Annotated in this window: 17 protein-coding genes; 16 read left to right on the top strand and 1 reads right to left on the bottom strand. The window is 51.0% G+C overall.

All coding sequences use genetic code 11. The features are described 5' to 3' along the window. Nucleotides 1-65 precede the first annotated feature (65 nt). From IEY46_RS00680 to IEY46_RS00705, 6 genes are all read left to right on the top strand, one after another. Entirely contained in the window at nt 66-1,619 is a 1,554-nt protein-coding gene (locus IEY46_RS00680; protein WP_229749973.1) for an extracellular solute-binding protein, read from the top strand. 107 nt (nt 1,620-1,726) lie between these two features. Then, nucleotides 1,727-2,626, top strand: a complete 900-nt coding sequence (locus IEY46_RS00685; protein WP_188988172.1) for an ABC transporter permease — start codon at nt 1,727-1,729, stop codon at nt 2,624-2,626. A 13-nt stretch (nt 2,627-2,639) separates the two neighbouring features. Next, nucleotides 2,640-3,509, top strand: coding sequence for a carbohydrate ABC transporter permease (locus IEY46_RS00690; RefSeq protein ID WP_188988174.1), 870 nt, complete (start codon nt 2,640-2,642; stop codon nt 3,507-3,509). Nucleotides 3,510-3,558: 49 nt separating this feature from the next. After that, nucleotides 3,559-5,412 carry a heparinase II/III domain-containing protein gene (locus IEY46_RS00695; RefSeq protein ID WP_188988176.1) on the top strand — a complete coding sequence of 618 codons (1,854 nt, stop codon included), beginning with the start codon at nt 3,559-3,561 and terminating at the stop codon, nt 5,410-5,412. Nucleotides 5,413-5,486: 74 nt separating this feature from the next. Next, a complete protein-coding gene (locus IEY46_RS00700) occupies nt 5,487-6,635 on the top strand; it encodes a glycoside hydrolase family 88 protein (RefSeq protein ID WP_188988178.1) in 1,149 nt (382 codons plus the stop codon). A gap of 208 nt (nt 6,636-6,843) precedes the next feature. Further along, nucleotides 6,844-7,920, top strand: coding sequence for an NAD(P)H-dependent flavin oxidoreductase (locus IEY46_RS00705; RefSeq protein WP_188988180.1), 1,077 nt, complete (start codon nt 6,844-6,846; stop codon nt 7,918-7,920). Nucleotides 7,921-8,069: 149 nt separating this feature from the next. Here the strand turns inward: IEY46_RS00705 and IEY46_RS00710 are convergent, their stop codons facing one another. Then, a complete protein-coding gene (locus IEY46_RS00710; RefSeq protein WP_373288777.1) occupies nt 8,070-9,146 on the bottom strand; it encodes a bifunctional 3-deoxy-7-phosphoheptulonate synthase/chorismate mutase in 1,077 nt (358 codons plus the stop codon). Nucleotides 9,147-9,673: 527 nt separating this feature from the next. On the opposite strand from IEY46_RS00710, the gene IEY46_RS00715 reads away from it, so the two are divergent. From IEY46_RS00715 to IEY46_RS00760, 10 genes are all read left to right on the top strand, one after another. Beyond that, nucleotides 9,674-11,461, top strand: coding sequence for a sensor histidine kinase (locus IEY46_RS00715; RefSeq protein WP_229749974.1), 1,788 nt, complete (start codon nt 9,674-9,676; stop codon nt 11,459-11,461). Continuing rightward, nucleotides 11,451-12,635: a response regulator gene (locus IEY46_RS00720; RefSeq protein ID WP_188988184.1), complete on the top strand. Its 1,185-nt coding sequence runs from the start codon at nt 11,451-11,453 to the stop codon at nt 12,633-12,635. Before IEY46_RS00715 ends, IEY46_RS00720 begins: the two co-directional genes overlap by 11 nt. 240 nt (nt 12,636-12,875) lie before the next feature. Next, entirely contained in the window at nt 12,876-13,346 is a 471-nt protein-coding gene (locus IEY46_RS00725; protein ID WP_188988186.1) for a NanQ anomerase/TabA/YiaL family protein, read from the top strand. Nucleotides 13,347-13,387: 41 nt separating this feature from the next. Then, nucleotides 13,388-14,797, top strand: coding sequence for an ABC transporter substrate-binding protein (locus IEY46_RS00730; protein WP_188988187.1), 1,410 nt, complete (start codon nt 13,388-13,390; stop codon nt 14,795-14,797). Nucleotides 14,798-14,884: 87 nt separating this feature from the next. Beyond that, a complete protein-coding gene (locus IEY46_RS00735) occupies nt 14,885-15,760 on the top strand; it encodes a carbohydrate ABC transporter permease (RefSeq protein ID WP_188988189.1) in 876 nt (291 codons plus the stop codon). 10 nt (nt 15,761-15,770) lie between these two features. Further along, nucleotides 15,771-16,613 (top strand): carbohydrate ABC transporter permease, encoded by an 843-nt coding sequence (locus IEY46_RS00740; protein ID WP_188988191.1) that lies wholly within the window; start codon nt 15,771-15,773, stop codon nt 16,611-16,613. Nucleotides 16,614-16,637: 24 nt separating this feature from the next. Beyond that, on the top strand, nt 16,638-17,537 hold the full coding sequence (locus IEY46_RS00745; protein WP_188988193.1) for an ROK family protein: 900 nt from the start codon (nt 16,638-16,640) through the stop codon (nt 17,535-17,537). Next, on the top strand, nt 17,534-18,454 hold the full coding sequence (locus IEY46_RS00750) for a dihydrodipicolinate synthase family protein (protein WP_188988195.1): 921 nt from the start codon (nt 17,534-17,536) through the stop codon (nt 18,452-18,454). The genes IEY46_RS00745 and IEY46_RS00750 overlap by 4 nt, the downstream gene beginning before the upstream one ends. A 15-nt stretch (nt 18,455-18,469) precedes the next feature. Continuing rightward, the gene (locus IEY46_RS00755) at nt 18,470-19,150 is read left to right on the top strand and encodes an N-acetylmannosamine-6-phosphate 2-epimerase (RefSeq protein ID WP_188988197.1); all 681 of its coding nucleotides are present in this window, start codon (nt 18,470-18,472) and stop codon (nt 19,148-19,150) included. A gap of 497 nt (nt 19,151-19,647) precedes the next feature. Beyond that, nucleotides 19,648-21,219, top strand: coding sequence for a hypothetical protein (locus IEY46_RS00760; protein ID WP_188988199.1), 1,572 nt, complete (start codon nt 19,648-19,650; stop codon nt 21,217-21,219). Nucleotides 21,220-21,430 lie beyond the last annotated feature (211 nt).

Below are 21,430 nucleotides of genomic sequence, written 5' to 3' on the forward strand. Positions count from 1 at the left end.
AACCGTTCCCATTCCCGGCCGGGCGAAACGTTTCTCGGGAACAATTAAGCAAGCAGGGGGAGATTATGTTGGTTAAAAAAATGAAGCCGATCGCTCTCGCCGTACTGACAGCCAGTATGGCGGCTGGATTGCTCAGCGGATGTGCTGAAGATAAGAAGAATAACGCGGAATCGGGCGAGCCGGGTGCAGCCAAGAAACCGGTCGAACTAACGTGGGGCATCCAATTCCAGGCGAACGCGGTCGTTGAAGATTCTCCTGTGCAGAAATGGCTGGAGCAAAAGTTCAACGTCAAAATCAAGCCGGTCAAAGTAACCGATGCCAGTATCGCCTCCGGTGAAGTACCGGACCTGTTCATGCTTGGAGATCCATCCAACGTGTCCGCTTACCAGTCGCAGGGTGTGCTGATGAATATCGATCCGAACATGGTGAAGGAGCAGATGCCGGAGTATTACAAGGACGTCGAGAATTCCAACGAGCTGTTCCAAACGGTAACCTTCGATGATAAGCTGTGGGCGATTCCGATGTTTATCGATTTGAAGCCCTATGATTTCACATTGTTGTGGCGGAAGGATTGGCTCGACAAAGTAGGAATTGCGAAGATCCCGCAAACGCTTGATGAGCTGGAGAAGGCTATCTATGCCTTCGCCAAGAACGACCCGGATGGAAATGGCAAGAATGACACCTACGGATTAACCGGCACGGCGACTTCGACTTGGGGGACCGGCTTCTATTCGATCTTCGGCGCATACGGCATCGAGCCGACTATGTGGCAGGAACAGAACGGGCAGCTCGTCAACGGATCGATTCGTCCGGAAGCAAAAGACGCGCTCGCGAAACTTCAGCAATGGTACGCAGACGGCATCATCGACCCGGAATTTATCACGGATACACAGGACTCTTACCAAAAGAAGCTGTATAACGGCCGAATCGGCGTCATTGAGGAGCAGATCGGCAAGGCCGCGCTAGAGGATGGCGCCACGCTCGTCGGCATGAAGGCCGTGAACCCGGACGCCAAGCTTGAACTCGGCAAGAATCCGGAGGGACCGGGAGGCGACGGCACGTGGGACTGGGGGATTAAGAGCAATTTCATAGTCATCGGCAGCAAAGTGAAGGACGATCCGGAGAAGCTGAGCAAGATCTTCGAGATTCTCCGCGCAGAGAGTAACGATGAAGAAACGATCAATATGACGAGTCTTGGCGTGAAGGGGACGCAGTGGGACTTTGCGGACAGCGGAGCGACCTCCGGTCCGACCAAGTTCCTGCCCGAATTTGAGAAGCAGGAGCAGCGCGATGCAGTCGGCGTCCGGTTGTTCTCGCTCGGCAATATTATGACGCGGGAATATCGGGATAAGTACTCGAACCCGAAACTGAACGAGGCGATTCGCGCCTATTCGTCCGCACCGAACTGGTCCGATGCGCTTCTGTTTGCGGCATTGCCTTCAGACGGCAAGTATAAGCAGAATTTAACGGCGCTCACGCAAAAATACTTCGCGCAAATGATCAGCGGGGAAATCCCGCTCACCGATTGGGATAAATACGTAGCGGAATGGAAGGCGAAGGGCGGCGACGAGCTGACCCAGGAAGCTAACGAGCTGTACCAGAAACAGTTTAAAAAATAATCGGATTTCGAGCGTTTCCTTATCCCCGGGCGGTCTTTGGAGCTTAACGTTGAGGACTTTCCTCACCTCCCAGGGAAGGAGCGGATCCGGCTTAAGGAAGTGCATAATTGAAGACCATCGTGAAGCACCGGGAGCTGTTTGCGCTCTATCTGTTTGCGTTTGCCTTTTTCCTCGTATTTAAGTATGGGCCGATCTACGGTGTTCTGATCGCCTTCAAAGATTTTCGTGTCGTAGACGGCATATGGGGAAGCCCATGGGTCGGATTCAAGCATTTTGACGCGTTGTTTCATAGCGCTGATTTTTACCGGCTTCTCAAGAACACACTACTGCTCAATGTCTACTTGCTCCTATTTGCATTTCCAGCGCCGATCATATTGGCCCTGCTGCTTAATGAGCTTCGTTCCCGATTCTTCCAACGGTTCGTTCAGATGACGATGTATTTGCCGCATTTCGTTTCGTGGGTCATCATGTCCGGGCTCGTCATTTATTTCCTGTCGCCAACGACGGGCATTGCCGCCGATATCGCAGGGTGGTTTGGGGCAAAGCCGGTGTTCTACATGGGGAGCAAAGAATATTTTCGTCCGATCGTCGTCGTTTCGGCCATCCTGAAGGATATCGGCTGGGGTTCGATCATTTATTTTGCTGCTTTGTCGGGCATTCATCCCGAAATGCAGGAATCGGCCGTCATCGACGGGGCGAACCGCTGGCAGCGTATGCTGCATATCAACATCCCGTCCATTATGCCGACAGTGGCGATCATGTTCATTCTCAGCCTCGGCGGCTTTCTGAGTGCCAATTTCGAACAAATTATCAATCTGCTCAATCCCGTCAACTTTGAAACCGGAGATGTAATCGATACCTACGTATACCGGGTCGGCTTGCAGCAGTTCCAATACAGCTATACCGCCGCGATTGGTTTATTCAAGTCCTTGGTCGGGCTGGTATTGATTCTGGGCGCGAACTTCGCTGTTCGCAGACTAAGCCGCGGGGAAAGCGGCTTATGGTAGGAGGAACCGCACGATGACATCAAAGTCCTGGCAGGATAAACTGGCCGTTGGCTTGATCTATAGCTTACTTGCGCTTCTCGCCGTCATTGTCGTCTATCCGTTCATTCACGTGCTTTCAGTATCGTTGAGCGACCGCGGAGAGGCGCTGCGCACCGGATTCCATTGGTTTCCGCGGCATCCGACATTTGAAGCGTACCGCCAGCTGCTCGATTATCCGTTCATTTGGATTGGATACGGGAATACGCTGTTTCGCATGGCGGTCGGCACCGCGTTTACGCTGCTGGTCACGGTATGTGCCGCTTATCCGTTATCCCGCGCGGAATTTCCGATGAAGCGGGCGCTTGTAATGCTCTTATTGTTCACGATGATCTTCGACGGAGGGATCGTGCCGAATTACTTGTTGTTGAAGGAGCTTCATCTGCTGAATACGCGGTGGGTTTACGTGCTGCCGCCAGCGGCGAATGCGTTCGAGGTATTGGTGATGATTTCGTTCTTCCGCTCGATTCCGAATGCGCTCATTGAAGCTGCCCGGATCGATGGGGCTCGCGATTTGCGCATCCTGCGCAGGATCGTGCTGCCGCTGTCGATGCCGGCGCTCGTGACGATCGGGCTCTGGTCGCTTGTATATCACGTCAACGCCTTCATGGACAATTTGCTGTACGTCACCGATCAATCGAAGTTCGTGCTTCAGCAGATCGTCCGGCAAATTCTGATCGAGAACCAGCTTGACCCGTTTACGACCGCGATAAACCAGATTCCGCCAGCGCCGGAAAGCTTGAAGATGGCAATGGTGGTGGTGTCCGCGCTCCCGGTGCTTGTACTGTATCCGTTCCTGCTCCGGTATTTCGAGAAAGGAACGATGATCGGCTCTGTCAAGGGCTAAGCGGTCAAGTGCGGGTTGCAGGCTAAACTTAGGCTATAAGGAGAATCCGATGATTACCTTCCGTCAATTAAGAGAAGCAATCATAGCCGTACAAGAACGACCCGCAACGTTGGCGGGAGGAGAACTGACGCCCGGGAAAAGACGGGTACTTCTAGAAGCGCCTCACCTGGCCGATTTGATCAAGGAAATGCGTGAGGAAGCGGAGAAGGCGAAGCTTGAGCCAATACCTGCATTGACGTTTACGGATTTTAACACCATACGCTTGTCGGGTACGCGCAAGGAATACGAAAAACCGTATTTCGCGCGCAGGGGGCGTTTGATTGCCCTGGCGCTGACGATGGCCATTGACAATTCGGATGTTTATAAGGAAACGCTCGAAAATCTGATCTGGGACATTTGCAATGAGTACGCTTGGGCCGTGCCGGCGCATCTTCCCCATCCGATAGATGAAGCGTCGGCAGCGCATGTTCCTCCGAACCGTTTCGTTGACTTATTCGCTGCTGAAACGGCGCATGCTTTGGCCGAAGTGCTGTATCTCGTAGGGAACCGCTTGAACGGCTGGGTGACGCACCGGGTAAGGGAAGAGATCGAACAGCGCGTATTCCGGCCTGTGTTCGAGGGCGCGCACCATTTCTTCTGGACCGCGATGACGAACAACTGGTCGGCCGTATGCAGCGGGGCTGTCGGCATGGCGGCGCTGCTTCTGGTCGATGATCCGGAACGGCTTGCGGGCATGCAGGATCGGGTCGTGAGTGCCATGGAAAGCTTCCTGGCGGGTTATGGGGATGACGGCTGCTGCCCTGAAGGTGCCTCATACTGGATCTATGGTTTTGGTTATTTTGTTTATTGGGCCGAGATGCTGCGCGAGTTTACCGATGGTACAATCGATTTGTTGAAGTCGGACAAAATCAAACGCATCGCGGAATTCCCGGGAACCATCGCACTCGGCGCTTCCGCCTGCATTAATTATTCGGATTGCAGGCCGACGTTTCGGATGCCCACGGGGCTGATCAGCCGTTTGTCGTGCAGACTTGGCATCGCTCCCCCGGAAACGTCGGGCATCCCGCCGTTTCATCACGATCACTGCTACCGCTGGCCGCATGTGGTGCGCAACCTGCTATGGACAGAACCCGAATGTCTTGAGGGCCGGGATGCGGAGGGCAGCTATTACTTTCCCAGTACGGAGTGGCTGGTGGTGAAGCACGCCACGCCAAAGGGCTTGCTTGCTTTCTCGGCCAAAGGTGGTCATAATAATGAGCCTCATAATCATAACGACCTTGGCCATTTCATTCTTCATACCGGCGGCGACTCGTTGCTGGCGGATCTGGGAATGGGGGTGTATACGAGCGGATACTTCGGAGAAGCGCGATATGCCCATCTGCATACTTCCTCTGCTGGACATTCGGTTCCGGTTATCAACGGGCAGCAGCAGGCGGCTGGCCAAGCTCATCTGGCGGTAGTTACGAGAAACGAGTCGGAGAACGGCACAGTCCGGTTCGAGCTGGATTTGACGCTTGCTTACGGACCGGAGGCGCAGATCCGCTCGTTTCACCGGTTATTCGAGTGGGAGAACTACCGGGAGGAAGGCGCAGCGGTGCTTACACTAACGGATCGTTTTGTATTTGAGGAAAAGACAGACGGGACGAAGAGCAGCGTATTGGAGCATTTCATCAGCTTTCACAAACCGGCTGTCGGCAGCGGCACGGTGACATGGCGGGGAGAGAATGGGACAGTTGTTTTACGATTCGATCCCTCAGAGCTGTCGGTGGATGTGGAAACGATCGAGACGCCGGGTCGTGATGACCAAACGTTAACGGTTTACCGCTTGCGGCTGCACGCCGGGCAGCTGTCTCTAGCCTATACGTGCAGACTCATCATGGAATGTCGTGTAGAATCAATATGATGCCCGACCACCAAACCTCGAGCCTGTTCCAAATTCGTCAAAGCAAACCCAAATCGTTTTAACAGGAGGCCTTTATGAACTGGACTGATGCATTAGACAAAGCAATGCTCACAACCTCTGTGAATATTAGCCGATTTAAGAGCCAGTTTCCGTACGTAAGCGATGGAGACGGCAAGTACCAGCTGACCGATCATGCAAGCTGGACGGAAGGTTTCTGGCCGGGCATCTTATGGCTGAGCTATGAGTACAGCGGGGATCCGGCGATAAGAGAAGCTGCCGTGAGCAGCGTCGCCTCGTTAAAAGAGAGGCTGGAGCAGGGGAATTATCTCGAACATCACGATATCGGGTTTCTGTATTCCTTATCCGCCAAAGCCCAGTGGATTGTAGAGAAGAACGAGTCTTCCCGGCAAACGGCGCTTGAAGCGGCGGACAGGCTGATGAGACGGTGGAGGCCAAGCGCGCAGATTATCCAGGCGTGGGGTCCAGAGGGCGATTCGGAGAACGGCGGACGCATTATTATCGACTGTTTGATGAACCTGCCGCTGCTTTATTGGGCCGCGGAGCAGACCGGCGATCCTGAATATATGAAGATTGCCCGCATTCACGCCGATAAGAGCCGACGTTTCCTGGTAAGGGGAGACGACTCTTCTTATCATACGTTTTATTTTCATCAGGCAACCGGAGATCCCCTAAATGGTGGAACACATCAAGGCTTTAGCGACGGATCGACTTGGACCCGCGGGCAAGCGTGGGGGATTTATGGATTCGCATTGGCTTACCGCCAGTTTAAAGAACCTTATTTCCTGGAGACCTCAAAGCGGCTGGCGCGGTATTTCATCGCCCATCTGCCCGAAGATCAGGTTGCCTATTGGGATTTCGATGCCCCGCAGGTTAGCGGCACGCCAAGAGACAGTTCCGCTTCCTCAATTGCCGTCTGCGGGCTGCTGGAACTGGTTGAGCATTTGCCGGACGGCGATCCGGAACGGGAATATTTCCGCCAGGCCGCAGAACAATCCATGACCTCATTGATTGATCACTATTTTACCGCCGGAAGCCCAACTGAAGAAGGCTTCTTGAGGCATGGCTCCTATTCCGTGAGAGGCGGCATTTCTCCAGATGATTTTATGATTTGGGGCGATTATTTCTTTCTTGAAGCGCTGATGCGTCTGAATAGCCGGATTCCCGGATATTGGTATGAGCGTTTGCCCACCGATCCAGGCTGATCATTGGATTTGTAGTTTTGCTGAGGTTCATGGTCGGGCGGTTGTTCCAGCATGGAAGGATCGTGTACACTGAATAAAAGCTCCTTGTTCCCGTACAAAGGAAATGACGAGCTCGATGGAAATGAGACAGATCGAATGCTTCAAGGCCGTTTGTGTCCTGTGACGCCGAACAGCCCGTTCATAATCTGCTTGAAGTGGGTGGAATGCCATGCGTTTGAAACTGGAGACTGAGCTTTGTTCCTTATTGAATATACGTTATCCCATTATTCTGGCGGGTATGGCCGGGGGACCTACGACAGTGGAGCTTGTGTCTGCGGTGTCCAAGGCAGGAGGCCTGGGAACGTTGGGGGCGGCTTATATGGAGCCCCAAGCGATTCGTAGCGCGATCAGGGGCATACGAGATCTGACGGACCGGCCCTTTGCGGTGAATTTGTTTTCTGTCAGTCTTAGGGATGACAACACGAGGACGGAAGAAGTGCAACAAGCGCTAAACCCAATGCGGAACACGCTTGGACTTGCAGCGGCTGACCTTACAGCTGTCAACACTCCTGATTTTATTGAAGCGCAATTCGCCGTATTGCTGGAGGAGCAGGTGCCGATTATCAGCACGGCGTTCGGTATTGCTCCGCCCCGCATCATGGAGCAAGCGAAAAGCGCCGGAACCCGCATCATTGCCATGGCTACGACAGTTCGCGAGGCTATTGCGGCCGAGCAGGCAGGATGTGATGCTGTTGTCGCTCAAGGCAGCGAAGCCGGTGGACACCGAGGAACCTTTGATCTGACGGAGCATCCAATGGGGGCAAATATTGGCTCTATGGCGCTAATACCGCAGATTGCCGACCGCGTTCATATTCCCGTTATCGCTTCAGGCGGAGTTATGGACGGCCGTGGGCTGGTTGCAGCCCTTGCGCTTGGAGCACAGGGAGTACAGATGGGCACACGTTTTCTGACTGCAGCGGAATCCGGCGCACATGCTGCTTATCAGCAGCGTTTGCTGGCCAGCACCGAGGAGAGCTCAGTCATTACCAAAGCGTTCTCGGGGCGTCCAGCCAGAGGAGTTAACAACGATTTTGTTAAAGCCTGGGACCGCAGCGGGGTGGATCCGCTTCCGTTTCCGACGCAAAATACGGCAACCCGGGATATACGTAATGGCGCAGCCGACCAAAATAACCCTGAATATATGTCTTTGTGGACGGGGCAAGGCACCCGAATGCTGACATCGGGGCAAAGTGCGAAGACGATTGTCGAGGAGATTATTCGGCAAGCCGGATCTTTGTTGGAATAGGTTTGTGAAAGCGATCTGTGATTAACCGCATACGACAAAAAGTCCATTCAACAATGTTTTTTAAGTTGTTTGTGGACTTTTTTGCCGTGGGTCTTTTTCGGAAACTTCTGTGTCCGTGGGTGAGTAAATATCCGGAAGCCTCCGTGATGCTACAATAATCCGGAATCCTTAACCTCCGCAAGGAAGCTGCGGAATTCCGCGAAATTCAACTGCTGCGCTGCATCGGAGAGCGCGGTAGCGGGATCCGGATGGACCTCCAGCATAACGCCGTCGGCTCCGGCGGCAAGGGCGGCTTTGGCGCAGGGGGCCAGAATATCTTTCCGTCCAGTCGAATGGGTAACGTCAACGAGAACGGGAAGATGACTTTCCAGCTTCAGGATCGGCACCGCCGAGATATCGAGTGTATTGCGGGTAGCTTTCTCATAGGTTCGAATGCCCCGCTCAATCAGCATGACTTGCGTATTTCCGCGGGACAGGATGTATTCTGCGGAATGCAGAAATTCGTCCAGCGTAGCTGCCAGTCCCCGTTTTAACAGAATGGGCGTTCTCACCTCGCCAGCAGCTTTAAGCAGCTCGAAGTTCTGCATATTTCGGGCGCCAATTTGAATGATATCGATATATTCGCCAGCCAGCTCGATATGGGCGGGGTCTACGATCTCGCTAATCGTTTTTAATCCGAACTCGGAAGCGGCTTCCTTCAGAATCTTCAATCCTTCGATTCCGAGCCCCTGGAAGTCATAAGGCGAGGTTCTTGGCTTGAACGCGCCTCCGCGCATAACGGTTATTCCCGTTTCCTTCAGTAATGCCGCCACTTTACGGACCTGGTCGTAACTCTCGACGGAGCAGGGACCCGCGATGATCAGTGGTTTTCCGTTTCCGACGCTTGTTGCGCCTACGGTTACAACCGTATTTTCCTTCTGGCTTTTTCGGCTTACAAGCAGTTCTTTATGTTCAGCCTCAATCTGGAGCTTCAGCGAGGCCTGGAATATCTGCTTGAACAGATGACGGATGCTTTCATCGTCGAATGGGCCGTCATTGCGGGCTATCAAATCATCCAGCATGCTTTTCTCGCGCACGGGATCGAATTTCGGCACCCCTTGTTTTTCTTTCTCTTGTCCGATTTCCTGGACAATCCGCGCTCTCTGGGACAACAGCTCCAGCAGCTGTACATTTACGGAATCCATTTTTTTGCGTAACACATCCAAATTCTTGTGGCTCACAGTAATCCGCTCCTTTGGTATAAAATGCAAAAAGACCCCTCGTCAAGGGACGAGGAGTCGTGGTACCACCCTTATTCAGAGCTGATGATGGATATCAATGACCATCCGCTCTCTTGAAACCCTTTAACGCAGGGAATACGGGAAGCCCTAGTGCAGCCAGTGGTAACGGGCATGCATTCAGGTGCCGGCTCGGGAGTGAACTTCAGCAGGTCATTTTCCCGGGCGCTTTCAGTCCATGGCGCTCCGTCCCTGTCGGTAGATGATCATCTGCGTACTTTTTCCTTCATCGCCTGTGCGATTCTTTTTGTGAATTGATATGAATTTTATCCGATCCGGCGTCCTGCCGCAAGCAAGCGATTTAAAGCAAGGTCGCTTTACCGTGATAAAACAAGCTGCTGCCTGCTGCCAGCCGGTGGGCGGCATAAGTTGTAAAGAAGGATTGTAAAAAGAATAGGAGTTGTGGAATACTAATGAATATTGTCTTGTCCCGGTCACGGTGATGGGACTGCCAGATGCGAGGGGAGAGAGTATCCATGATGGGTTTGCGTCATCTTTTGGGCCGCTGGAACTCAATCCGCAACAAGATTTTTTTCTCGGTTCTCATCTTCCTTATCATTCCCTTCCTGTTAACATTTTATATGATGGACAAGCCATTGGAAAAGGTCATCGAGCAAAAAATAGGCAGCTCAGCGCAGGATGCTTTGTATCTGGTTAATTTCAATGTCGGCTTATTTCTTGAGGACATGCTTAATTCAGCCGTCGATATTACCATAAACCCCGATATTACGAAGCTTCTTAAGGATCCCGGCGCTTTCAGCGAATATGAGAAGCTGCGCTTGAACGACACCGTATTAAACCGGTTGTTCAGCTCGTATTTTACAAACACCTATGTGACCTTGTTCGACCGTCAGGCTAACTGGCTAAGTACAAGCTATATGCCTGAGCATCTGATCCAGGAGTATGTCGGTTCGGGCTGGTACCGCGAAATGATCGGCAAGCCGTACCAGATCAAATGGATGCTTAATAATAAACAATTGTTATATTCCGACCGCAAGCCTATTATCACCTTGGTCAAAACGATCACGGAGCTTCAAACCACCGACAATATCGGGATGATTGTATTCAGTGTGGCCGAGACGGAGCTGCGCAAATATTTGAAAGGTCTTCAGGGCTCCGTGTATCTCATAGACAAGCAGGGCACCATTCTATCAAGCACCGATCAGCCAAGGATCGGGCAGCAGGCATCGGAAGAAATCGACGCGGCTGGAGTATGGAAAGGAACAAAAGGCCAGCAAATTATCAAGAAAGAAGGGCAGAAATGGATTGTTAATTACGATACGGTTCACATCAATGGCTGGAAGATCATACAAGTTGTTCCCTACGACACCGTGTTTAAGGAAATATTTGATATCCGCAGAGCGAACATCCTTATTTTCATTATTATTTTTATTATTTTTTCCATCATAACCCTGTCCATCTCCTACGGCATTTCCAAGCCCCTGAAGCTGCTGAGAAAACGAATGCAGGAACTGGAGGAGAGAGGCTTCTATTCCGCAATAGCCGTAACCGGACCCGAAGAAATCGCTTCGCTTATTGAAACGTACAATAAGATGGTCAATGAAATCCGGGGACTTCTTTCAAGGGTGAAGGAAGAATACGAGCAGAAGGAAGACATGCGTTTTCGTGCTCTGCAGGCCCAAATTAACCCTCATTTTATTCTGAACACCTTGAATAATATCAAATGGATGGCCTATATACGCAATGATGGCGAAGTCGGGGATATGCTCTCGAATCTTGGCGGCATGCTGGAAGGAAGCATCGGCAGAGGGGCCAGCCTTATTCCGCTGCGGCAGGAGCTTGACTATATTGAGAACTATATCGGCTTGATGAAAATGAAATTTCACGATCAGTTGTCGGTGGTAGTGGATATCCCGGAGATGCTGATGGAGCAGGAAGTGATTAACATTATGCTGCAGCCCATTATCGAGAACAGTCTGTTTCACGGGATAGAGCCGATGGCCGGGAAAGGCTGCATTACTATCCGGGCCAGGCAGGAAGGCGAACGGTTTGTGTTAGTGGTTCAGGACAACGGGGTCGGCATTGAGAGCGGAAAGCTGGAGGAGCTGAACCGGCGGCTGGCGGCCGGATCGGCTGATCCGCCTCCTGAACGGATTGGCGTCAAGAATGTACATGACCGGATAAGGCTGCAGTACGGAGAAGAATTCGGTATCCGCATAACCAGCGTTCCTGGTGAAGGAACGGCTGTGGAATATCAGCTCCCCATTAAGAAAGCAGAGAAAGGACCGGGCCATGAAACTTAAAGTAATGCTCGTTGATGATGAGCTGCTGGTAAGGTTGGGGATTAAGTCGTTAATCGACTGGGACAAGCATGATTTTGAATTTATTGGCGACGCTTCGGACGGGGAGAAGGCGCTGGAGCTGATGCAGATGAGCGTCCCGGATATTCTGCTCACCGATATTGTGATGCCCCGCATGAACGGGCTGGAATTAATTGAAGCGGTCAGGCAGCGGTATCCGAAGACTCTCATTATCGTGCTCAGCAGCCATGATGAATTTGAATATGTACGCAAGGCGATGAAGCTTGGCGTAGAGGATTATTTGTTGAAAACGTCGATGAAGCCGGTCGAGCTGCTGGATCTGCTGGTCGAAGCGGCGGGCAAGCTGGCCCGCGGATACGAGCAGCCGCAGTCTCCGGCGAAGACCGCCGGTTTAAGGGAATCCCGCATGGATGCAGCTGCCCGGCAGCTGCAGATTATCCTTGGAGAAGAAGGTGCTGACAGCGGGGAGGAAGCGGAGCTTCCGCCGCATCGCGTACTGCTGGTACTCGTTATCAGGCATGTGCGGGAAGCCGGACCGGAATCATCTGCGATCCAGCTGTTAATCCACTTGATTCAATCTGAGCTGGATACTTGGCTGGACAGCAACCCGCTGACCATCGGCCACCAGGAAATCGTTGTCCTGCTGACGGCAGCAGATGATAAACGCTTGCAGCTGGATGCCGCGGTCGGAAGCTTGACCAGCGCATCGAATCTTCTGCTGGGGATTTCGCTGCATGCCGAGGCCAGCGATGCTCTGCATGATTGGGGGGATCTGCGCCGTTTTTACTCGCAGGCGAAGGCCAGGATGTACGACAGCGGTTTGCGGGAGACGTCCCGGGAAGACATGAAGCAATTGCTTGCCTATATGAGGCAGAACTATACGAAGGATATTTCGCTGAAGCAGGCGGCGGAAATGATTAATATGAGCGAAAGTTATTTAAGCACCTTATTCAAGAAGGAAACCGGGTCGGGATTTACGGATTGGATCAACTCCTTGCGTATTGAACAGGCGGCTAGCTATCTGGTCGATACGGATTTGCCGAGCTATTTGATTGCGGAGCAGGTCGGTTATGAGAATATCAACTATTTCGGCCGTATTTTCAAGAAAATCAAAGGTGTCAGCCCGCAAAAATATCGGTCCATGCATCAAAAATAAGTTTTTTCCTTCTCACCATCCCGCCAAGGATGGTTTTTTTGCTATCCAAACCGGGATCGAAAAATTGTGAACATTTTTGGGTGAAAGATTCTGAATACGCTCTCATTTTCGAAAGATGTTGAATAATGTTGAAAATTCCGTTCCTGTTTGGGGCCGATCCGCAAAGCTATAATTTGCTTATAAGACTTTCCGGTCACCATTTAGGAAGGGCTTACATGTAAGAAGAGGGAGGGATGGCGGATGATCGTCGGTTCCATGGAACATTGGGCAAGCAGGCGCAAGTTTGCGCATCCTGTTCTGCGCAAGGCAATTGATTATTTGGCAAAGACAGATTTGGGCATGCTGGAAGTAGGCAAATATCCGATTTGGGGCGGCGATATGTTTGCGCTGGTCATGGAAATCAAGACCAAGGGCATAGCAGATCAGCCTGCCGAGAAGCATGAGAACTTCCTCGATATTCATTACCTGCTTCAGGGTAAGGAGACGATTGGCTGGAAGATGCAGGATGACAATTGTAAACCCTGTCAGTCCTATAATCCGGAAGAAGACTTCGCCTTATTCGCCGGGCTCGAAGAGGAGTCCCTGGTCAAACTGAAGCCGGGCATGTTTATGGTGCTTTTTCCCGAAGACATTCATCGGCCAGGCTTAACGGAAGCTGCAAGCTCAGACGTACGGAAAGTGGTAGTGAAAATCAATCGGAATTTATTCTAGAAGGTTCACCAAATGACCACATACCTCAAGGGGGTTTATCCATGTTCAACAGAAAGATGTTTCCTATTGCCGCATTCATCCTCATACTCGCTTTGGTAGCAGGCTGTTCAGGTAAACAAACGGACTCTTCCGTTGACAACAGCGGGAACAACAAGACCGGCGGGGCCAAAGACAAAGTTGAAATTTCCTTATGGCTTACACCGCAATGGAAAGGCGTTATGGATGCGACGGAAAAAGACGCCGATTATGACAGCTTCTTCAAATATGCGGCTGAGAAATTTGCCAAGCAATACGACAAATATGATGTCAAGGTCAATGTTCAAGTCGTAGCGGGCGACCAGCGCGATGAACTGCTTAACGTTAATCTGAATGGCGGAACGCCTCCTGATATTTTCTTTGAAAGCGTTTTTGCCATGGGAGACTACGCCCACCGCGGTGCGTTGGCCCCGCTCAATGATATCGTGGATGACGCCGCCAAAAGCGATATCGCTCAGAGCTACTGGGATAACGTAACTTTCGGCGAAGATGTTTACTTCTATCCGTTTTCTCAAAATCCCGGCACGCTGGCGTATAATGCGGACATGTTCCGAGCTGCCGGTCTGGACAAATTTATCGGGGATGAAAATGGTATTCAGAACTGGACATTGGAAGAATACGAGCAGATTCTTAAAGGCTTGAAAACCAATATGCCGAAGGATAAATACTCCAACGCTTATCCCATGGCGCTCTTCGCCTTGAACAATCAGGGAGATACCTGGAATCTTGCTTATCTGCGGATGTTCGGCAATAAATTCTTTGATGATAACGGCAATCTTATTGTTGACGACGCGAGTGGCGCGAAAGCGGCCAATTGGCTGAAGAAAATCTATGACGAAGGATATACGAATCCGGGTGCTGAATCGGTATCCTCCAACGATGCGAACGCCATGTTCCAAAATCAGCAGCTTGGCATCAGCTTTACCAATGCCGTCCTGTTCAATAATGCCAAGGCGGATATGAAAGCTGGAAAATCGCCGAATTTCGATATCCGGCTGGCTAATATTCCGTCCGAAAGCGGAGACCCTCTCTCCTTCACCTATGTAGTCGGAGCGAGTGTATTCCAGACAGGGGATGAAGTTAGAACAGAGGTTGCCAAAGACTTTGTCAAGTTCTTCTCTACCGATGCCGAGCTTGTCAAAGCCTCGAAGAACAGTGTTCCGGTAAGAAGCTCCGTTGCGGAGGAATTCAAGCAGCAGTTCCCGCTGTTCGCCGCTTATGATGCTAATGCCGAGCATATGTTCAACTTTACAGGTAATGTTCCAGGTTACAGTGAGCTTAGACAAGTTCTGTATCCGGAGCTGCAGGCCATCTTTATCGGCGAAAAAACACCTGAGCAAGCGATCAAGGATTACCAGTCTAAAGGCAATGCCGTTATTCAAAAGGCGAAGGAAAATTCAGCGATCAATCCATAACCCACCTGTATCCCAAACAAGTTCAATCCCTCGGCCGCTTGTATGCGTTGCGGTCAAGGGGTTGAAAAAGAAAGGTAACGGATATCCATGAAACTACGCAATCGAGCTTTGAAGGAAAACGTAACCGGTTATCTGTTTATTTTGCCTCAATCCATTTTATTTCTCATCTTTATTGTGTATCCGATTATTGAAGGCATCCGCCTTAGCCTGTTCAAGGTCCAATATCAGAAGGAAACCTTTGTGGGCCTGGACAATTACGTGACCTTATTCCATGATCCCGTGTTTTTCAAATCGATTGTAAATACCGTCGTTTTCGTCGTTTTTATCGTCATCCTGACAGTTGGTTTTGCGATGTTTGTCTCTTCTGCGATTTTTGACAAAAATGCAAAGTACGTTTCCTTTATCCGGGGAAGCTATTATATTCCGGTTATGGTATCGATGGTCGTAATGAGTATGGTTTGGGGTTTCCTGCTCAGTCCCGCTAACGGGCTCATCTCGTATGCGGCACGTGAGATGGAGTTCCAAACGGTGAATCTGCTGGGGAATAAAAGCACGGTGCTGCCGGTTATTATTTTTGTCACCTTTGCCACCAATGTCGGACAGGCCATTATCCTTTATATTGCCTCCATGATCGGAGTGCCGAAGGATTTGTTTGAAGCTGCCGAAATCGATGGCGCATCCCGGCTAAACGTGATTTTCCGGATCCTGATTCCGCTTGTCAAACCGACAACGATCTATATTATCGTCATTAATATCATTGCCGTATTGAAAATCTTCGTCGTCATTCAGCTTCTGACCGGCGGCGGTCCGAATAACGCGTCCGTTACGATGATGTATTATCTCTACAACAATGCTTTCAAGTATAACCAGCTTGGCATCGCTTCCGCTGTAGGGGTCATCATGTTCGTTATTACCCTGTTATTGTCGGTGCCTCAGCTCAGAGCGATGTTCAAGGATAAGTGAGGGATGAATCATGCTGCAAGCAGTGCAAAAGAAAAAAAAGGAAAAGGTCGATATCATCGCCAACGTCATCGTTACTCTGCTGGCTGTGCTCAATCTTTTTCCTTTGTATTGGCTGTTTACAAGCTCGCTGAAGAATAGCTCGGATGTGCTTAAGATGCCGCCGGATTGGTGGCCTCGTACCTTTACCTTCTCCAATTATACCGAAGTGTTCAGCAGCCAGCCGGCATTGCGCTGGACCTTCAACAGCTTGTATGTGGCGGGTTTAACCACCGTCCTGGTTGTTATCGCAAGCTCCATGGCTGCTTATGCCTTCTCGAAGCTTCAGTTCAAGGGGAAACAGATCATTTTCATCCTGTTTGTCTCCAGTATGATGGTGCCCAAGGAAGTCATGATTGTTCCCTTGTTTCGCATCACGCAGCAATTTGGCATGGTCAACAGCCTGAACGGCATGATTTGGCCCAATGTGGCGACTGCTTTTGGCGTGTTCTTGTTGAAGGGGTTTTTCGATTCCGCGCCGGATGCGCTGCGTGAAGCGGCCCGTATTGACGGGGCAGGCGAAGTCAGGACGTTCCTGCAGGTTATTCTGCCGATCGTCAAGCCTGGTATCGGCGCCCTGTTCATTCTGAATTTTGTTCAAGTCTGGAACGATTACTTATGGCAGCTGGTCATTGGGCAGGATAAGGAAACCAAAACATTAATGGTCGGTATTGCCACGTTAATGCAGGATCTGAATCCTAATTTTGCCTACAAGATGGCAGGCGCGACAGTAGCAGCCATCCCGATGCTGCTGATCTTCTTCCTGTTCCAGCGGTTTTTTACCGCCGGGATTTCAATTGGAGCCGTTAAAGAATAGCAAAGAGCCGAAGGAGGAGGATAAATGCATTGGATAGGCATTGATGTTGGCGGAACCGTCATAAAATATGCAGTATTCGACCGCAATGCGGCCATGATATTTCATGATTCCGTGGAAACCCCCCGGGGAGAAGCCCATATCCGGATACCGCAGCAGCTTGCCGTCATTATGGACAGCTTGCTTGAGCGGTTCGAAGCTGTCCAGGGCGTCGGCATTAGTACGGCTGGCGTTGTGGACCCTGGAACAGGCGAAATTGTATTCGCCGGCGGCACCATTCCGGAATACAAAGGCACGAACCTGAAACGCTTCATCCAGGACCGTTACGGCTTATCCACTGTCGTCGCCAATGATGTGAATGCGGCGGCATGGGGGGAGAAGTGGAAAGGGGCGGCCCGAAGCAGCGGAGATTTCTTCTGCATCACACTTGGAACAGGAATCGGCGGCGCATTATTCTGTGAAGGGAAGCTTGTTGCCGGCGCACATTACAGAGCGGGTGAAATCGGTCATTCCTTATATGACAAGACAAGCGGCACCACTTACGAGCAAAGAGCTTCGATGACGGCTTTGCTGCTCACAGCCTCGCGCAGGCTGCCTGGTTTCACGGGCAGCGGGCAGGAGCTGTTTGCCAAAGCGAGAATGGGCAGCATGGAATGTCTGAGCATCATCGAGGCTTGGGCTGAAGAAATCGCCAGGGGCTTGGCCCAGATCGTCTTGCTGTTCGACCCGTCCATCATTCTGATCGGAGGCGGCGTGTCGGAGCAGAAAGAGTTTCTGCTGGACAAAATCAAGCTGCATATGGGCAGCTATTTGCCCGCGCAATTTTCCAGGACGGAATTGATAACAGCTGAATTAGGCAATCGGGCGGCATTGTATGGCGCCGTTTACCCTTACTATATGGACGAAATGGGAGTTGGAGAGCAATGAAACCGGAAATGATCACGAAATTTGAAGGTATCTATGTTGCAATGTATTCTGCATATGATGAAGCGGGCCATGTAGATTCCGACCGCGTTAAGAAGCTGGCAAGATCCTATGTATCCACGGGAATCAAAGGGCTGTATGTAGGGGGAAGCTCAGGCGAAGGCATGCTGCAAAATGTGCAGGAGCGCAAACAAGTCCTTGAAGCCGTCATGGAAGAAATCAAAGGAGAGCTCACCGTTATCGTTCATGTAGGAGCGAATGCTACACAGGAAAGCGTTGAGCTCTCCAGGCATGCCGAGCAATGCGGTGCGGACGTCATCTCCGCGGTCCCGGCGATTTATTACCGTTTGTCGGAAGCGGCAGTCGAGCAGCATTGGCAGCAAATGATCGACAGCACCAACCTGCCTTTTATCATCTATAATATCCCGCAAACGACAGGATTCAATTTATCCATCGGCTTATTTAAGAAGATGGCCAGCCAGGAGAAGGTAATCGGGGTAAAAATGTCCGGGGAAAGCACCTTTGAGCTGCAGCAGTTTAAGGCGGTTGGGGGAGAAGATTTCCTGGTGTTCAATGGACCTGACGAGCAGTTTCTCGCAGGCCGGATCATGGGCGCGGACGGCGGCATCGGCGGTACGTACGGCATTATGCCGGAGCTTTTCTGCAAGCTGAACGAATACTACGGGCAAGGGCAGCTCGATGAGGCCCGCAAGCTTCAATATGAAATCAATGAAGTCATCAAAAAACTGTTAGGTTATCCATCCCTATACGGCGCCTGCAAGTATATACTGGGTATCAAGGGGATCAAGACGGGTAATCCACGCGCTCCGCTGCTGCCGGTTACCGACGGAGACCATGCTTCATTAGCTGAGCTTAGCAAGGAAATTGAAGCGTTGACCGCGCAATATTCCAAATCATAAAGGGGACGAACGAGGATGATTGCACAAATCACAGGGGGGCTGGTTGTTTCCTGTCAGGCACTGGATCATGAGCCTTTGCATAGCTCGTATATTATGTCCAAGATGGCACTGGCTGCAATGGAAGGCGGAGCAGCAGGAATCCGTGCCAATACGAAGGATGATATCCTGGCGATTAAACAGGAGATTTCTTTGCCTGTTATCGGCATCGTCAAGCGGAACTATGCCGATAGCGAGGTCTTTATTACCGCAACCCGCAAGGAAATCGACGAGCTGCTGGAAAGCGGCTGTGAGATGATTGCCATGGACTGCACCAAGCGCGACCGGCCTCATGGCGAGACCTTGGAGGAAATTGTCGCTTACTGCAGGGAGAAGAATCCGGCCGTAGAGCTGATGGCCGACATTTCGACGCTGGATGAGGCGATCATGGCGGAGCAGCTGGGGTTTGACTGTGTATCAACAACACTCCATGGCTATACGACGTATACGTCAGACCTCAAATTATACGAACATGATTTTGAATTCCTCCGGACCTTGCTGCGGCTCATCCACCTTCCTGTCATCGCAGAAGGAAATGTAAATACACCGGAGATGTTCCGGCGTTGTCTTGAACTTGGGGCAGTATCTGTTGTGGTAGGCGGTGCGATTACGAGGCCCAAGGAAATTACGGCTCGTTTTCTGAATGAATGGATTAGTTAATTCTTTTTCACAAAATAAAGGGAGCCAGATCGACAACGACCAGGCTCCCTTTATTTTTTTTGAAGAGATCTCCCAGAAGGAGAATGCGGCAACCAGATGTGGCATGACCGTGAGCAGCTGGGGGAATCATCCCATTTTCGGGGGAGAGCCTCAAGTATCTCGATGTGAGCGAGAGCCCGGTCTCTTGCAAGTTTTCGATGGGTTTTGCGACCAACGGCATTCTGTCGGGAGGCATTGCGCGGAATAGAGGAAGGGGCTCTTCTTGACATAGAACCGATCCTTCACATCTGCAAAAAAGAGGTTTACAAAAAGCGGGTTTCAACCTATACTAGGAAACATTAAAGTATTGAAAGCGCTTTTTGGAATCGATACCAGACAAGTCCTATTCGTTATCGTTTCAAAAAAAAGCTTGATGATGGATATGGTATCGATACCATATGCATGTTGCAGAATGGATAATTCAGCTCTTTGAATCTGATTAAAGGGAGATTATTTCGATGGAAAACGACCTGTTTTGCGGTACGATTTCGAAAAAAGTTTTGGAAAACTACCTTTCCAGAGCCGTTACCGCAGCGGATCTGGTGAACAGTGATTCATTGGACGATGATCTGCGTATGATCGGGAACATCGGCGCTAAATTTCTGGGCAGGGCTTCAGGGATATGGATGCTGGAGTCCGACGACAAGGAGCATTTCCGCAAATCAAAGGTTCTGGCTGAGCGTGTCCATGCTGTGGATCCGGAAATTATATTGCAGACCTGCATTTTTGAGGCGATATTTCGAGGCGTGGAGAACATCGCGATTCCGGATTTTGTTTTCACCGCTTTCGAGCTTCCCGTTGAGGAGAGAGCGTTCCGCTTCGATCAGATGCTTTTTGACAATGAACCTTATGGGTATAAATGGGACCAGGATGGAGGCATCCCGGACATAAGCAAACTGGAGACGCAAATGTGGTTTTATTACAGGGCGGTAAGCTATATTGAGGCTGGCTATGAAGCGATTCATATGGGGCAGATTCATCTCTATGCTGCCGATGACAGCGGATACAAGAAGACGTATGCCTTGTTCGACCGGATCCGCGCCTATGCCAGGCAGCACGCACGGCGCAAGCTGGTTTTGCTGGACGCGCATACCCACGGAGTTAATGTGGAAGGCCGGCTGTTGTTCGATTTTCATTCCATGCCGTATACCCGGGTGCCGATCCTGGACCGTACCGGAGAGAAGCTTACCCTGGTACGGGAAGGATTCAGCGAAGGTGGCATAACGCCAAGCGGCTGGAGCTGCGAGACCCTGCCTATGCTGATGGAATACGATAACTGGGGCGGGAAATTCTTTAAAGATGAAGATCATATACCCTACGAACAACGTGCCTGGATGGAGTGGTGGGGCTACGATCAAATTGCGTGGTTTGCCTCACAGGATGAAGCAAGCCGCAATGAGTTCCTGCATTACACGTTCAAGTGGACGGCAGTCAACAATGTCAACGCCTATTTTCAGATGCCGGTAAGAAGGACGCTGGGCTCCTGCCGTATCGTTAGAGAGGCTTACGGGACAAATGCGGAAATGAGCGTGGATTGTTACAAAGCCAATCGGCCAGGCAGCGGCTGTCCGGAAGGTTTTGGACAGGAGGATACCATCAAGCTGATCTGGGAGTCGGACCATCAGTTGCGAGAAAGGGCTGGGAATCCATCTGCGGTAACGCCTTATGGCGCCGAAGATGATTATGATTCAGAAACGGGTGTTAAGCTGCCTGGGCGGGTGATTGTATTCGGTAATTTTCAGCATTATCTCGGAGCGGTCAACCACGATTCCAACAGTGAAACGACGCGAATGTACCATATGGGAAAAGGGATCTACATGCTCAGCTGCGTGTTCCCGTTCAAGGGAACATATGAGTATGCGGTTGCGCCTTATGGGACGTTATCCCAGCTGTTTTCCATCGACAACTACCCCAGGAGCGGTTCGTCTACAAAAGCAGTCCTGACCGTCGAAGCAGACAATTCCGTCGTCTGTTTCCGATTTGATTTCAGCAAGCGGGAAGTGCGGGCTGACATCATTTCTGGATTATGATCGGACTCATTGGTGGAGTCCCGGGGACCCAAGAGTCTATTAGCTGCTCCGGGCAAACCCGCCTTGGAAGCGGATCAGGTGGTTGGACGGGGGGAGGCGGATCCAAAACGGCTGCAAACATGCCCTTGAAATAGAGGGGATAAAAAAACCGGTTGTCAAACTCTCTCCATCAAGTTTACAATAGGAAACACAATATGGTATCGATTTCAGA

It is taken from the genome of Paenibacillus nasutitermitis, assembly GCF_014641075.1.
Taxonomy (GTDB): Bacteria; Bacillota; Bacilli; order Paenibacillales; family Paenibacillaceae; genus Paenibacillus_Z; species Paenibacillus_Z nasutitermitis.

Coding starts and splice junctions, on each gene's coding strand:
- IEY46_RS00700 (WP_188988178.1), top strand. CDS start 5,487: ATGAACTGGACTGATGCATTAGACAAAGCAATGCTCACAACCTCTGTG.
- IEY46_RS00725 (WP_188988186.1), top strand. CDS start 12,876: ATGATCGTCGGTTCCATGGAACATTGGGCAAGCAGGCGCAAGTTTGCG.
- IEY46_RS00750 (WP_188988195.1), top strand. CDS start 17,534: ATGAAACCGGAAATGATCACGAAATTTGAAGGTATCTATGTTGCAATG.
- IEY46_RS00730 (WP_188988187.1), top strand. CDS start 13,388: ATGTTCAACAGAAAGATGTTTCCTATTGCCGCATTCATCCTCATACTC.
- IEY46_RS00695 (WP_188988176.1), top strand. CDS start 3,559: ATGATTACCTTCCGTCAATTAAGAGAAGCAATCATAGCCGTACAAGAA.
- IEY46_RS00745 (WP_188988193.1), top strand. CDS start 16,638: ATGCATTGGATAGGCATTGATGTTGGCGGAACCGTCATAAAATATGCA.
- IEY46_RS00680 (WP_229749973.1), top strand. CDS start 66: ATGTTGGTTAAAAAAATGAAGCCGATCGCTCTCGCCGTACTGACAGCC.
- IEY46_RS00740 (WP_188988191.1), top strand. CDS start 15,771: ATGCTGCAAGCAGTGCAAAAGAAAAAAAAGGAAAAGGTCGATATCATC.
- IEY46_RS00690 (WP_188988174.1), top strand. CDS start 2,640: ATGACATCAAAGTCCTGGCAGGATAAACTGGCCGTTGGCTTGATCTAT.
- IEY46_RS00755 (WP_188988197.1), top strand. CDS start 18,470: ATGATTGCACAAATCACAGGGGGGCTGGTTGTTTCCTGTCAGGCACTG.
- IEY46_RS00720 (WP_188988184.1), top strand. CDS start 11,451: ATGAAACTTAAAGTAATGCTCGTTGATGATGAGCTGCTGGTAAGGTTG.
- IEY46_RS00760 (WP_188988199.1), top strand. CDS start 19,648: ATGGAAAACGACCTGTTTTGCGGTACGATTTCGAAAAAAGTTTTGGAA.
- IEY46_RS00735 (WP_188988189.1), top strand. CDS start 14,885: ATGAAACTACGCAATCGAGCTTTGAAGGAAAACGTAACCGGTTATCTG.
- IEY46_RS00715 (WP_229749974.1), top strand. CDS start 9,674: ATGATGGGTTTGCGTCATCTTTTGGGCCGCTGGAACTCAATCCGCAAC.
- IEY46_RS00705 (WP_188988180.1), top strand. CDS start 6,844: ATGCGTTTGAAACTGGAGACTGAGCTTTGTTCCTTATTGAATATACGT.